General features: G+C 67.0%; 15 protein-coding genes and 2 pseudogenes. 12 read left to right on the plus strand and 5 right to left on the minus strand.

From position 1 onward, the window contains the following. Window positions 1-19: 19 nt before the first annotated feature. The 5 genes and pseudogenes from ACFOYX_RS30390 to ACFOYX_RS30410 all read left to right on the plus strand — a co-directional run. Window positions 20-691 carry an ABC transporter permease gene (locus ACFOYX_RS30390; protein ID WP_322443179.1) on the plus strand — a complete coding sequence of 224 codons (672 nt, stop codon included), beginning with the start codon at window positions 20-22 and terminating at the stop codon, window positions 689-691. Between the two features lie 17 nt (window positions 692-708). Next, window positions 709-2,034: a sensor domain-containing protein gene (locus ACFOYX_RS30395; protein WP_322443180.1), complete on the plus strand. Its 1,326-nt coding sequence runs from the start codon at window positions 709-711 to the stop codon at window positions 2,032-2,034. Window positions 2,035-2,048: 14 nt separating this feature from the next. Beyond that, window positions 2,049-2,696 (plus strand): response regulator transcription factor, encoded by a 648-nt coding sequence (locus tag ACFOYX_RS30400; RefSeq protein WP_322443181.1) that lies wholly within the window; start codon window positions 2,049-2,051, stop codon window positions 2,694-2,696. A 228-nt stretch (window positions 2,697-2,924) separates the two neighbouring features. Beyond that, window positions 2,925-3,095: a hypothetical protein gene (locus ACFOYX_RS30405; protein ID WP_322443182.1), complete on the plus strand. Its 171-nt coding sequence runs from the start codon at window positions 2,925-2,927 to the stop codon at window positions 3,093-3,095. 30 nt (window positions 3,096-3,125) lie between these two features. Then, a pseudogene (locus ACFOYX_RS30410) lies at window positions 3,126-3,330 on the plus strand (DDE-type integrase/transposase/recombinase); the annotation flags it as partial. A 159-nt stretch (window positions 3,331-3,489) separates the two neighbouring features. Here ACFOYX_RS30410 and nhaA read toward each other — a convergent pair. Beyond that, window positions 3,490-5,382 carry a Na+/H+ antiporter NhaA gene (gene nhaA / locus ACFOYX_RS30415; protein ID WP_322443183.1) on the minus strand — a complete coding sequence of 631 codons (1,893 nt, stop codon included), beginning with the start codon at window positions 5,380-5,382 and terminating at the stop codon, window positions 3,490-3,492. Between the two features lie 45 nt (window positions 5,383-5,427). Further along, window positions 5,428-5,709 carry an MFS transporter gene (locus tag ACFOYX_RS30420; protein ID WP_322443194.1) on the minus strand — a complete coding sequence of 94 codons (282 nt, stop codon included), beginning with the start codon at window positions 5,707-5,709 and terminating at the stop codon, window positions 5,428-5,430. Between the two features lie 26 nt (window positions 5,710-5,735). Between ACFOYX_RS30420 and ACFOYX_RS30425 the strand changes: the two genes are divergently transcribed. Continuing rightward, the gene (locus ACFOYX_RS30425) at window positions 5,736-6,221 is read left to right on the plus strand and encodes a hypothetical protein (protein WP_322443184.1); all 486 of its coding nucleotides are present in this window, start codon (window positions 5,736-5,738) and stop codon (window positions 6,219-6,221) included. Window positions 6,222-6,391: 170 nt separating this feature from the next. Here ACFOYX_RS30425 and ACFOYX_RS30430 read toward each other — a convergent pair whose 3' ends face one another. Beyond that, the gene (locus ACFOYX_RS30430) at window positions 6,392-6,820 is read right to left on the minus strand and encodes an OsmC family protein (protein ID WP_322443185.1); all 429 of its coding nucleotides are present in this window, start codon (window positions 6,818-6,820) and stop codon (window positions 6,392-6,394) included. A 483-nt stretch (window positions 6,821-7,303) separates the two neighbouring features. Between ACFOYX_RS30430 and ACFOYX_RS30435 the strand changes: the two genes are divergently transcribed. From ACFOYX_RS30435 to ACFOYX_RS30455, 5 genes are all read left to right on the plus strand, one after another. After that, window positions 7,304-8,221 (plus strand): NADP-dependent oxidoreductase, encoded by a 918-nt coding sequence (locus tag ACFOYX_RS30435; RefSeq protein WP_322443186.1) that lies wholly within the window; start codon window positions 7,304-7,306, stop codon window positions 8,219-8,221. A 158-nt stretch (window positions 8,222-8,379) separates the two neighbouring features. After that, the gene (locus tag ACFOYX_RS30440) at window positions 8,380-8,841 is read left to right on the plus strand and encodes a GNAT family N-acetyltransferase (protein WP_322443187.1); all 462 of its coding nucleotides are present in this window, start codon (window positions 8,380-8,382) and stop codon (window positions 8,839-8,841) included. A 36-nt stretch (window positions 8,842-8,877) separates the two neighbouring features. Then, window positions 8,878-9,321 (plus strand): GNAT family N-acetyltransferase, encoded by a 444-nt coding sequence (locus ACFOYX_RS30445; protein WP_322443188.1) that lies wholly within the window; start codon window positions 8,878-8,880, stop codon window positions 9,319-9,321. After that, a complete protein-coding gene (locus tag ACFOYX_RS30450) occupies window positions 9,318-10,262 on the plus strand; it encodes an NADP-dependent oxidoreductase (protein WP_322443189.1) in 945 nt (314 codons plus the stop codon). The genes ACFOYX_RS30445 and ACFOYX_RS30450 overlap by 4 nt, the downstream gene beginning before the upstream one ends. A gap of 517 nt (window positions 10,263-10,779) precedes the next feature. Then, window positions 10,780-11,148, plus strand: coding sequence for a GNAT family N-acetyltransferase (locus ACFOYX_RS30455; protein ID WP_322443190.1), 369 nt, complete (start codon window positions 10,780-10,782; stop codon window positions 11,146-11,148). A gap of 99 nt (window positions 11,149-11,247) precedes the next feature. Here the strand turns inward: ACFOYX_RS30455 and ACFOYX_RS30460 are convergent. Beyond that, window positions 11,248-11,730, minus strand: a pseudogene (locus ACFOYX_RS30460) (transposase family protein); the annotation flags it as partial. Window positions 11,731-11,855: 125 nt separating this feature from the next. Continuing rightward, the gene (locus ACFOYX_RS30465) at window positions 11,856-12,512 is read right to left on the minus strand and encodes a TetR/AcrR family transcriptional regulator (RefSeq protein WP_109805765.1); all 657 of its coding nucleotides are present in this window, start codon (window positions 12,510-12,512) and stop codon (window positions 11,856-11,858) included. 220 nt (window positions 12,513-12,732) lie between these two features. On the opposite strand from ACFOYX_RS30465, the gene ACFOYX_RS30470 reads away from it, so the two are divergent. After that, the gene (locus tag ACFOYX_RS30470; RefSeq protein WP_322443191.1) at window positions 12,733-13,422 is read left to right on the plus strand and encodes an IS5 family transposase; all 690 of its coding nucleotides are present in this window, start codon (window positions 12,733-12,735) and stop codon (window positions 13,420-13,422) included. The last annotated feature ends 115 nt before the right edge of the window (window positions 13,423-13,537 follow it).

Here is a 13,537-nt window from a genome sequence, read left to right on the forward strand (position 1 = left end):
GATCGCTGCGGTGGTCTCGATGGCCGCGGCCGGGGCCGGGGTGGGACTCGGATACCGATCGCACACCCCGGTCGCCACCGCCGCCCAGATCCTGAACAACAGCCTCGGCGGCGCCATTGTGGCCCAGCTGCTCCTCGGAGCGCTCGGCGTCCTGACGGTGACCGGCGAATACGGCACCGGGATGATCCGCTCGACGTTCGCCGCCGTCCCGCGGCGTCGGATCGTCTTGGCCGCGAAGGTCGCCGTGTGCGGCGGCGCGGCTCTCACCGTCGGCCTGGTCGCGAGCTTCGTCGGCTATCTGAGCGGGCAGCTCGCGATCCGCGGCACCGCCATCCCGGCCGCATCCCTCGGGGACGCGGCGATCCTGCGCGCGGTCGTGCTGACCGGCGTGTATCTGGGCGTCACCGCGCTGATCGGGGTCGGCATCGGGACGATCGTGCGGCACTCGGGCGCCGCGATCGGCACGCTGTTCGGTCTGATATTCGTCCCGATGATCGTGGCCGGCCTGTTCGGCGAGAGCGGAATCCAGGTCGGCCGCTTCGTCCCGCTGTTGATGCTGCTCAACTCGATCTCGGTGAGCTCGCCGGTACCCGGGCTGTTCTCCAGCTGGATCAGCGCGCTGCTGATGTGCGGGTACGCGGCGGTAGCGATCCTGTGCGGCGGCGTGCTGCTCCGCCATCGCGACGCGTGACCAGCGACAATGGGCCGATGACAACGCTGCGCGCTCCGTTCACCACACTGGCCCTGCGCCGGGCGGTGTTCTGCGTCGTCGGCGTGGTCAGTGCGGCCGCGATCCTGACCGTACCGGCGATCGTGCCGGCCCTGGGCGTCCTCATCCTCTGGGCGACCGGAGTCATGTCCAACCAGCCCGCACCTACCGTGGCACCGGTGTTCCTGGTCCTGTTTCCGCTCACCATCGCGCTCCTGGTCGTGCTGGCCGCCCCGACCGGGCGCGCGATGGGAGCCGTGCATCGCTCACTCGCCGACCGGCTGCTCCACATGCACGTGGACGCCCCGCCGCCCCGGCTCTCGAAGCGGATCAGCGCCGTGGTCTCCGACGGACCGGGCTGGCGCGCCGTCGGGTACGGCCTGCTCAAGGTGCCACTGGCCATTCCCGAGGGCTACGGCGCGTTCTGCTACGTATTCGGCCTGGTCAACCTCAGCTACCCGGTGTGGTGGCCGCTGTTTCGCAACCACCCGGCCGGAACGCGCCTCGGACCGGTGTGGGCGCTGACGCCGTTCGGCACTATCGGTACGCGGACGTTCGCCGGAACGTTCCTCATCGCCGCGGCCGGCCTCGCCATGCTGCTGGTCGCACCGTGGTTGATGCGGGCCGGTACGACACTGGACCTTGCCGCGATGCGACGGCTGCTCGGTCCGCGTCGGCTCGCCGAGCGGGTACGCGAACTGCAGGTCACCCGGGCCCGCGCGATCGACGACGCGGCCGCGATGATGCGCAGGCTGGAACGGGACCTGCACGACGGCGCGCAGATCCGGCTGGCCACGCTGGCGATGAACCTCGGCATGGCGACCGAGAAGCTCGGTGTCGACGGCCCGCCACCCGACCTCGCACAGGCCCGCGAACTGGTCGCGCTCGCCCACCGCGGAGCGAAGGATGCCCTCGCCGACCTGCGCGACCTGGTGCGCGGGATCCACCCGCCGGTCCTCGACAACGGTCTCGGCGACGCGCTGGCGACGCTCGCGACGAGCAGCGCCATCCCGGTCGCGGTGAACGTCGAGCTGCCCGACCGCCCGGCGCCCGCGATCGAGACCATCGCTTACTTCTGCGCCTCCGAGCTGCTCGCGAACGCGGCCAAACACAGCCGGGCGACCCGTATCGGGCTCGGCGTCGTCCGATCCGGTGAGCGCCTGATGCTGACCGTCAAGGACGACGGCATCGGCGGGGCGAACCCGGACGGTCCCGGCCTGTCCGGCCTGGCCCGCCGCATCGCCGTCGTGGACGGCCGGATGCGCGTACACAGTCCGACCGGCGGTCCGACCCGGGTCGAGATCGAGCTGCCCACACAGGTGTGAACGGAGGCGACGACATGCGGGTGGTGATCGCGGAGGATGCCGCGATGATGCGCGAAGGGCTGGTCCGGCTGCTCACCGACCGCGGTTTCGAGGTGTGCGCGGCGGTGGCCGACGCGGATGCGTTGCGGTCCGCGATTGCCGCCAACGTACCGAATGTAGCCATCATCGACATCCGGATGCCACCGACGCACACCGACGAGGGACTGCGCGCCGCGATCGACATCCGACGCGACCATCCCGACGTCGGTGTGCTGGTGTTCTCCCAGTACGTGGAGACCCGCTACGCGACCCGCCTGCTCGCCGACCGGCCGACCGGCGTCGGATACCTGCTCAAGGACCGCGTCGCCGACGTCGCCGAATTCGTGGACGCGCTGACCCGGGTGGCATCCGGTGGCACCGCGCTGGATCCGGAGGTGGTCGGCCACCTGATGCGGGCCGGGCAGGACACGGCTGGGGTGGCGTCGCTGACCCCCCGGGAGCGTGAGGTGCTTTCGCTGATGGCCGAGGGACGATCCAACGCCGGGATCGCGGCGGCTCTTGTCATCACCTCCGGAGTCGTGGAGAAGCACGTGGCGAACATCTTCGCGAAACTCGGTTTGCCGTCCTCGGATAGCGACAACCGCCGGGTCCTGGCCGTCCTCCGCCACGTCGGCGGCGGCTGATGTCACGTGATGCTGTTGTCCTTACTGGCATCTCGCTGGCCCTACGGCCGCGCTGACGACTTCCGTCGACCACACGGCTGTTGGCCCGAGATCGGTATTCTCGCTCTATCCGACGCCGTCAGGTACGACGTTCCGGCCCCCGCCGAGGCGGTGGCATCCGAGTCGGGTCGCAGCGCCGAGACCGTCTTCGGCGGACATGAACGTACGCTGCGACAGACAATCATCGCGTTGCGTCGCGGGGTCGAGCTCAGCGAGCACGAGAACCCGGGCCAGGCGACAGTGCTGGTGCTGCGGGGGCGGGTCGAACTGATCGGTTCCGCGGCAAGCTGGACCGGACGCCAGGGGGACCTGATCCTCGTGCCACCGGAGCGGCACCGCCTGGTCACGAGGACACGGTAGTGTTGCTGGCACCACGTCGAACGGTACGCGAACAACCCGATCGAGGCCGACCACAGCCAGCTCAAACCGGTTGAGACCGATGCGCGGACTACGAACCGACAGGACACCACAGGTGATCATCGCTGGACACGCCTTGATGCAGAACCTACGACGTGGCCACTACGAACTCGCCGTCGATGCCCCGCCGGCAACGCTGGTTTCGACGGCGTTTGCTGAGCTCGCCCAGGCGATCTGACCTCGGCCCCCACCCGGGCTACAACGTGTTCATCGATCCGGCAACGCAACAGGACCCGTCTCGGATCCTCTTGACGCTCCCATCGCTTCGGTCAAGGCAAGAGTTCGCGCGGCAGGATCTGACGGCCGACCGGTGTGCTGTCGAGTCAACGGAACGCGCTTATTTACGGGTCGCTGGTGCCTCGCGGCCGAGGCGGGCCCGGGCTCGGGCCATACGAATGGCGGCGGTCAAGGCCGTGATGTCGTAGGCGCCGTAGTGGCGGCGGCCGTTGATGAAGAACGTCGGGGTGCCGGACACTCCGCTGTTGTCGGCCGAGTCGATGTCGCTTTCGATGCGGCCGGCGTGGGCCTGGCTTATCAGATCGTCGTGGAAGCGTTTCTGATCCAGACCGAGGTCGCCGGCGTATTTGATTAGATCAGTGATGTTCAGCTTGTCCTGGTGGTCGAGCAGCAGGTCGTGCATCTGCCAGAACTTGCCCTGAGCGGCCGCTGCTTCGGCGGCCTCGGCTGCTAGCCGGGCTTGCGGGTGCACGTCTGACAGAGGCAGGTGACGCCACACGAAACGCAGGTCGGCGTGGCCCAGCAACTGGCGGACGACTGGCTCGGCCTTCCCGCAGTACGGGCACTGGAAGTCGCCGTACTGCACCAGCGTTACCGACGCACCGGCTGGGCCGCGGACGTGGTCCTGCTTCTCGTCGACCTCTGGGATGAGGTCGATCAGCTCCGTCATGTCGCCGAAGAGCGCCCGGGTGCGCTTGTCCTTGGGCAACATGTTGGTGACGCGGAACGCGGTCCAGGTCAGCGCTGAGGATACGATCGCGGCACTGAGCACCCCGACTTTGGCCTCGGCCAGTTGGTCGCCGGTGAAGGCCAGGCTGGCGATCAGCAGCGACACCGTGAAGCTGACACCGGCGATCGTGCCGCTGCCGAGCACGCCCGCCCAGCCCACGGCCGGACGGATGCGGCCGTGTGAGATCCAGGTGAGCCCGGCCGAGGTGCCGATCACGGCGAGCGGCTTGCCGACGACATACCCGAGCAGCACGCCCCAGGTGACAGGCGACGCGAACGCCTTGGCCAGGAACGGACCGTCGATGCTGATGCCAGCGTTGGCCAGGCCGAACAGCGGCACGATGATGTAGCTGGACCAAGGGTGGTAGATGCGCTGAAGGCGGTCGTTGGGCGATAGCGTATTCGCGAGGCCGATCGAAGCCGTACGCGCGAGCTTGGGCGTCGGCTGCTCACGGAACGACCGGAACAGCCCGCTGACCTGCTCGAGCTCAGCTCGGCCGGGAGAGTAGGCGAACGCGGTCAACCCGATGGCCAGTCCGGCCACCACCGGGTCGACTCCGCTGACCAGCAGCGCGCCCCACATCACGATGGCGACCGGCACGTACGCCGAGCCACGTCGGACGCCGGCTGCGCGGATGGCCAGCATGACCGCGAACGCCGCTACGGCCACCACGATGGGCATCATTTTGATGTCGTCGCTGTAGACCAGGGCGATGACGATGAGTGCGATCAAGTCGTCGACCACGAACACGGTGAGCAGGAAGATCCGGACCCGGTCGGGCACGCCCCGGCCGAGCAGTGCCAGCAGGCCCAACGCGAGGGCGGTGTCGGTCGACATAGCCACGCCCCAGCCATGCGCGCCCGGCCCGCCGTGGTTGATCACCAGGAAGATCAGCACCGGGATCAGCATGCCGACCACGCCGGCCACGCTGGGCAGCACGAAACGTCGCCGGTCGCGTAGGTCGCCCAGGTCGAACTCGCGCCGCGCCTCAAGCCCGACGACCAGGAAGAACAGCGTCATCAAGCCGCTGTTGATCCAGGTGTGCAGGTCGCGGGAGAGCTCGAGGTGCCCGAGGCGCAGGGACAGTTGGGTGCGCCAGACGGCTTCGTAGGAGCCGAGGTCGATGTTGGCCCAGAGCAGTGCGGCGACGATGGCGGCCACGAGCACGCCGGCGCTGCCGGACTCAGTTCGCAGAAAGGCTCGCAGCGGTGCCGCTAGATCCGGCATCCAGATCGTTCGGCCGCTCATCTTGGTTTCGGTCACACGTCACCTTCCGACGCGCTGGCCGGGCCAGCATGGATAGCTAGATCACATGCCGCAATGCGGGCACGCGACCCCTCGGTTCAGTACTGATCGCGCTGCCCAGCTGTGGCCGGCTGCGGAGAGAGCGACGAGGCCCGCCGATCCCTGCAGGATGCGGGCGACTATCAGTGAGCTCATGGTCGGGACGACCGCGCACATGATCGACGCGATGGTGAACCCGGCGATACCCACGAGGAAGATTCGCCTGCGGCCGTAGCGGTCGCCGAGCGCGCCGGCCAGCAGGATCAGCGCGGCCGGGCCGTGACCTGGATCAGCTCGCTGTCGCAGCTCAGCGCGTCAACGTCGAGCTCGGCATGTCCATCGCCTTCCTCGACGAGGCACTGCAACGCTCGCTCGAACCCAGCGCACCGTCCACCGTGGCCCGGCTGATCGCCCTGCGAGCCATGCGCGACGCCGGCCTCACCCCCACCGTGTTCGTCGCGCCGATCCTGCCCGAACTGACAGACAGCACCGAGCAGATCGACGAGTTGATCGGCACCCTGGCCGACGCAGGGGCAGGCAACATTCTCCCGACACCGCTATACCTGATGCGCGGCCCCAAATACCTGTTCTTCGCCTGGCTGCGCCGCCAGCATCCCGAACTGCTCTCCACGTACGCCGACTTCTACGCGCACGGCTCGCGCACGCCCCGTCATTACCGTGACCTCGTCCGGGCACGGGTGAACCAGGCATTGCAGCGCCACGGGCTGCCGATCCCCGACGACACGACCTCCGACAAGTTCGCCCTGCTCGGCAGACGCTCCACCGTCACCGAGCCGACCGCACCGACTCTGTTCTGAGCTGCCGGCACGAGTCACCGGCCATCCGCCAGGACCAGGACCTGCGCCGCATGCAAGGCGCCGCATCGCGTTCAAGCTGTCGCGGTCGACGGAAACACTGTCGCCGCCTGGGGCGGAACGACAACCGCTTGCCGCTCGGCCGTGATCGCCGAGCAGCAAGCGGCCTGATTTCAGCGCGGCCCGACGAACTCGGTCCTCACGCTCCATGCGAACTGAATCAGCAGGGTCACCGGGGACTTCTCGGCAATGTCATGCATCACCTTCAAGTCGTCGGGGTCAGGTTCTTCGCTCAGCGTGATCGTGCGCTGCAGGTAACGCTCTGCGCCTTCCTGCCCGGGTTCGTGGTAGTCGATCTCGACGGTGATGTCACCGGCGGTGTCGTACTTATAGTCGACATACTGCCGCAGCGTCTGAGCAGTGCACGACGCGAGCGCCATCAACAGGTACTCCGTCGGCGTCGGGCCTTCGCCGAGTGCGCCGTTGTGCGGTTCATCGGCGACGAACGTGAAGCCGCGGGTGGTCATGTCCGTGCGCCGGCGCTCAGTCGCCGGAAGGACAGCTCGGGCGGATGCGACGACACGATCCCGATCGGTTTCCATCAGCCGCGCCCTCCTGTAGATCCTGGTAGTGACGGTCCAGATACTCGGATCCAGCAGCAGCCGAGCCGCAGTCTGAGCGGGGGCTGTGGCCGGGCGAATCACCCCATGACCGAGTACCTCCGCAGGCTAGCCTTCGCGGACTGGATAGTCCAGTTGATCGCTCGTTGCCAGAACCGCGCAGGCCCTCGTGAACCATCACCTCGGGTGTTTTAAGCTACACCGAGAGGCGGTTAGGACCAAGACGCCCCCAGCTGAACTCGCTCAACGCCAAACCCAGAGATGGACTCATCAGTCCGTTAAGGCTAGGATATGCCGCCGTTCACGCATCAGGGCGGCGATCGTCGTCGGCCTCCCGCGACTCCACCGGGCCCCACTCCGCGTCACAGATCTTTCCGGTCAGCTGGGTAAGACACCGACGTCTGGCGCCACCAAATGGGGGAAGTGAAGCGTGTCGGCGAACGACTGATACAGAGAGGCGTCCAAATGAAAGCGATTGTTGTGACGGATGAGGCCGCCGGAACGGCGGGGATGACGCTGGCGGAGCGACCGGAGCCGGAGGCGACGGCGAACGACGTCCTCGTTGAGGTACATGCGTCGGGATTCACCCCGGGCGAGCTGACGTGGCCCGGGACCTGGACCGACCGCCTCGGGCGGGACCGCACGCCGTCGATCCCCGGCCATGAGGTGGCTGGCGTGGTCAGCGCGCTCGGCTATGGCACGAGGGGTCTGTCGGTGGGACAGCGGGTGTTCGGCCTCGCGGACTGGAGTCGCGACGGCACCCTGGCCGAGTACGTGGCCATCGAGGCGCGCAACCTTGCGCCGCTGCCGGGCGATGTCGATTTCACGGTAGGGGCGAGCCTGCCGATCTCGGGCCTGACCGCGTGGCAGGGACTGTTCGTGCACGGCCGTTTCCAGGCGGGGCAGAGCGTCCTCGTACATGGTGCGGCCGGTGGAGTCGGCTCGATGGTGACCCAGCTCGCCAAAGAGGCCGGCGCCTACGTCATCGGCACTGGACGTGCCGCCGACCGCCAGACCGCGCTCGACTTCGGCGCGCAGGAGTTCGTCGACCTCGGCAACGACGCCCTGGAAGACGTCGCCGGCGTCGATCTGGTTTTCGACGTGATCGGTGGCGACATCCAGAAGCGTTCTGCGGGTCTGGTCCGAGCCGGAGGAATGCTGGTGACCATTGCCGGCCCGCCCGAAGCACGGCCGGCGGACGGCCTGACGGTTGATTTCGTTGTCGAGGCCGATCGCGCGCAACTGGGCGAGGTCGTCCAGCGGATCAGGGATGGTCGGCTGCGGACGAACATCGGCAACGTCGCGACCCTCGACGACGCCGTCGCCGCCTTCAACCCGACCGAGCGGATCAAGGGAAAGACGATCATCCGCGTTCGCTCGTAAGGACTCGGCACACCCAAGCACGAGAACGACCCCCGCAGGAGCGAGAAGTACGTCGACGGCTGGGCCTTCACCTCCCGTCGACGACATGCGGCTGCGCGAGTACGACTACCGCCACGACCCGGGAGTGATCTGATGACCATCAACGAAGGCGCAGCCCCATGACCGACCCAACCGAGCCGACCCGCTACGCCTTCGAGTACCCCGACGAGGCTGGATACCCCGACGAGAAAGGCACCCTCAGCCAGGACCAGGCCGTCCTCATCGACGAGGTAATCGACGATCCCCACGCCCCCGCGTTTGACTTCCAAGTCGTCAACGACGAGAAACTCGGCATCTACGACGCCATCGTCGGGGACCGAGCGGTGGCCGGGCTGACCTACAACGTCGCCGGAGACGACCGACTCGTGCTGCTGGCCACCTCGGTGTTCCCCGAGTTCCGCAAACACGGCATCGCCACCGAGCTGATCCGACGCGTCCTGGACGACGTGCGCGTGCAAGGCAAGACGGTCACCATCATGTGCCCGATCGTGCGCACCTTCATCGAGCACAACCCCGAGTACGCCGACCTCATCGACCCCGAGCACCCGGGAGTTACCCAGGGTCACACCTATTTGTCCTAAATCCACCTATTAGCTGCCCCGACAGAAAGTGTGACAATGACGACCAATCTCGAGGCCGAGGCGGCCACCCGGGAAGAGAACAACGCGGCGCTCATCGCTGCTCTGAACGAGGCAAGTCTCAGCGAGGTGGAATCCAGCTGGGAGCTCGATGTCATCAACGACGCGGAGCGCGGTCGCTGGATCGCCGCCCTCGGCGCCGAAGCGATCGCCGAGCTCCCGTACCGGTTCGTGGGCGGCCGTGTCGTGCTGCTAACGACCTGGGTCGACCCCGCCTACCGACGCAATCGGGTGGCCACGGAGCTCGTCGCTCGCGTGCTGGACGAGATCCGCGAGAGCGGGAAGAAGATCACGGTCATCTGCCCGGTCGTGGGTGAGTTCATTGCCCGCAACCCGGAATACCTCGATCTCATCGACAAGGTTCATCCCGGTGCCGGCGCCTACCCCCAGCACGAACCCGCGGGGAGAGAGGTAGTCAGATGAAAGCCATCGTGGTGACGGACCGGGCCGCGGGAACGGCGGGGATGACGCTGGTGGAGCGGCCCGAGCCGGACGCGGCGAGGCTCGCCAGTCTTGAGGGCGCGAACTACGGCGATGTCGTCGTTGAAGTTCATGGGTCGGGATTCACCGGGAATGAGCTGGAGTGGCCCTCGACCTGGATCGATCGCCTCGGCCGTGACCGGACGCCGTCGATCCCTGGCCACGAGGTGGCCGGGGTAGTCACCGCTCTCAGCTATGGAGCAACGGGGTTGTCGGTGGGACAGCGGGTGTTCGGCCTTACGGACTGGACTCGCGACGGCACACTGGCGGAGTATGTCGTCGTCGAGGCGCGCAACCTTGCGCCGCTGCCGGGCGACGTCGACTTCACGGTGGGCGCTGGCGTCGCGATGGCGGGCCTGACCGCGTGGCAGGGGCTGTTCGATCACGGCCACCTCCTGGCGGGGCAGAGCGTCCTGGTGCACGGCGCGGCTGGCGCAGTCGGTTCGATGGCGGCGCAGCTCGCCCGTCAGGCCGGCGCCTACGTCATCGGCACCGGACGTGCCAGCGGCCGGCAGACCGCAGTCGACTTCGGCGCGCACGAGTTCGTCGACCTCGACAACGACACCCTGGAAGACGTCGGCGGAGTCGATCTGGTCTTCGATGTCATCGGCGGCGACATCCAGAAGCGGTCCGCGGGTCTGGTTCGAGCCGGAGGAACGCTGGTGACCGTCACCGGGCCGCCGGAGGTGCGGCCAGCTGACGGCCTCGCGATCGACTTCGTTGTCGTGTCCGACCGCGCCCAGCTGGGTGAGATCGTCCGGCGGGTCCGGGACGGACGCGTGCGGACGAACATCGGCAACGTCGCGGCCCTCGACGACGCCGTCGCCGCCCTCAACCCGACCGAGCGGACCAAGGGGAAGACGATCATCCGCGTTCGTCCATAAGGACTCGGAGGCAGCAAGCCTGCTGCACGACAGCACCCTGGCCGATCGGGCACCGATCTTCAGCGCGATCTACCTCCTCTGCTACAGCGGCGCCGCCTTCCCCAGCCTCATCTCCGGGGAACTCTCGAACACCTTCTCGCTACCGCAGATCGCCCTCGGATACGGCGGACTTGCCATCGTCGCCACCCTGTTCACTGTCCTCGCTGCATGCAACCCGTACACCGACACGACCAGGAACAGCCAACATGGTGAGTTAATCAAAGTGATGGATAGGAACACCTGATGACCAAATGGACAACCGACGAGCTCGACTGGATCGGAAGCTCGCCAGTCTGGGTGCCATCGGGCTGATGCTTGCCGTACATCAACTTCCACCGGGCACCGTGGGCAACGCCTGAGCGTACGGCGATGGTCTTCAGACCCCTGGCACCGCGAAATTCATGCCATACTTGGACCTAAAGGTCCGACGGAGCCTGTCTGATCGCGCGGCGTAACTACACGTTGGAAGGGTGAGCCGATGAGCAGTGAAGGACAAGCACTGGTAGCCGAGGAGCTGATCGACAGCCTCGATCATGGCCGCTTTGAGCTCTACCGCGACGGCGAGCTGGTCGGCTGGCTCTACTACACCCACCTGAAGCCCAACCGGTACGCCCTCCGGCACACCGAAGTCGAGTCGAGTCATCAACACCAGGGCGTGGCGGGCGCGATGGTGCGGCGAGTACTCGACGAGATCCGCGCCCGCGAGGGCACGATCACCGCAATCTGCCCCTTTGTGGTCGACTACCTATCGCGAACGACCACCTATGTCGATCTGATCGACGCCCGACACCCCGGCTACTCCGATCGTGCTGCTGCCGAGTCGGCGCGGGCGAAGGCCGGTGGCTGAGACTACCGGGCCGCGCGCCGGGCGCCGGAGACGCCTCGGACGAGCCCTATCGCGGCCTCACGACGTTGTCGCGCGGTGGCCTAGTTCCTCCGCAGCATTGCCGTCAGCGCGGGCGGCGCTGAGGTCGTGGGTGGCACCGGGCAGCGCGGTCGATGCCCAGATCAGCCGACCCGCCGCGTCCACGATGACTTGCACGTTCATGCCGTGCCGCTTGTGTTTCCCGGAGAAGTAGGGCTTCTGGTCGGCGACCCGGTCGATCGGGATCAGCGTGCCGTCGAGGATCGCGTACGCCAGCCTTTGGATGCGGTCCATGGCGGCGGCCAGGTCGTCCGCGGCTGCGGCGAGTAGAGCGACAGCTTCGCGGACGTAGCGCCAGGCGGTGGCGACGCCGATGCCGAACCCGGCTGCGAGGCGGGCGTAGGTGTCGCCGTTGCGCAGAGGGGCGAGGGTGAGTAGGGCTTGCCGGCCGGGTTCCAGGCGCCGCCACCGGGATCGACGCTGCCGGCGGTGGTTACGGAGGCATTCGGCGAGGTGGTTCAGGGTTCGACTGGACAGCGGGATCGTGGCGGGGTGAGACAGCACGGCGAGGCTCCCGGTCGGGGCATCGGATCTTGGTCGACTGCTGTCTTACCTGTAGCCTCGCCCTCATCGATCTCCGGGCTGCTCGCACCCGCCGTGACCAGCCTGATCACGATGAAAGGGCTCAATTAACGGGTCGGCTCGCCGGACGGCTCCGAGAGGAACGATTTGATGTGTTCCAGCGCCATGTCCAGAGCAACTTCCATGGGTGCGACGTTGTGCGCGGCGTTCGCCAGCAAGTAGCCGCCTTGCAAAGCTGCCATCAACCCCGTGGCCAACTTCTCCGGGTCGGCGTCCTGGCGCAGTGCACCGCTGTCCCGCATCCGGTGCAGACCGTCACTGATCAGCTTTTCCCATGCCGCAAACGTCTCCAACAGCATCGATCGAGCCTGCTCATCTTGATCGGACAGCTCGACAGCCATCGACCCGAGGCCGCACCCGTATTTGCCGTTGTTCAGCGAGTTGGCCTGGACCAGCGCGTTACGCCACCGGACCAGCCCTGAGAACGATCTCAGTCGTTCGAGCCCTCCGCGCTCGCGCTGAAGCACAAGCGCGCCTCGATATTTGACCAACGCGCGCACGAGCTCCTGCTTGTCGGCGAAGTGGTGGTAAAGCTGAGACTTGCTCGTCTGGCTTGCCTCGCGGACGTCGTCAAGGGTCGTCGCGTTCACTCCGCGCACGAACATCAGCCGGTTCGCCGCCTCGAGGATCCGCTCTCGCGTCGCGATGCCCCGTTGACTGATCCTCCGCTGCTTCGTCGGCGCAGCCACCTGCTCGTCGCCCATCGGTCGAGTGTATCCAGCGCGCCAGATAATTTATGGAGAATGGGACCTTTGAGTCCATTCGGCGTCATGTCGCATTCGTGTGATGGTGAAGAACGAACGCACGCGCCGTCAGCTTGATTGAACGGGTGTCCGCGAGATCATCGATAGGGCGAGTCTTTTCCTGGACTATTTGGTCCCCGCTGTGGCAAGCTGCTGCTCAGGAGTTGCTCGGCGATGCGTCGTGAGCGGCGCGCCGGAGGTCAGCGTGTGTCAACGCTGCCAGTGGGACGCGCTGCCTGCCGACTTCCCGCACCACAAGCTGGTCTACCACTACTTCACGACCTGGACCCGCGACGGAACGCTCAACCGCATGCACAACAGCCTGCGGGAACAGGTCCGCGAACAGGTCGAGGGTCGTAACCGGCAGCCGACGGCTGCGCTGGTCGACTCCCAGTCGGTACGCGGCGCGGAGACCGTCGGCCGGCCAGGGCGCGGCTTCGACGCGGGGAAGAAAGTCAACGGCCGGAAACGGCACATCGCCGTCGACACCTGCGGACTACTGCTCGCGATCCTGGTCACCGGCGCCAACGTGCAGGATCGCGACGCCGCCAGGCCGCTGCTGTCGGCGCTACGCGCCTGCTTTCCCACCATCGGCCTGACCTGGGCCGACAGCGGCTACGCCGGCCGGCTCGTCGGCTGGGCCGCCGCCCACCTCACCCTGACCGTGCAGATCGTCGCGAAGCTCGCCGGGCAGACCACCTTCGTCGTCCTGCACCGCAGATGGGCGGTCGAGCGCACGTTCTCCTGGATCAACCGGTGCCGACGCACCGTCCGAGACTATAAACGGCTACCCGCCCACCACGCCGCGATGGTCCAATGGGCCATGATCATCGTCATGACCCGCCGCCTCACCCGCCACCAAAACACCTGAAACCCTTATTTACCAGGCTCTTAGCTTGTCGTTTAACCTCCCGGCCCGATTAGCTGCGGATTCGGCCGGGGATCGTTTTGTACATTGTGGACAGTAAGCGGCCTTGGCGTGATCA

The sequence above is a fragment of the Micromonospora sp. GCM10011541 genome, from assembly GCF_042650725.1.
GTDB classification, from domain to species: domain Bacteria; phylum Actinomycetota; class Actinomycetes; order Mycobacteriales; family Micromonosporaceae; genus Micromonospora; species Micromonospora sicca.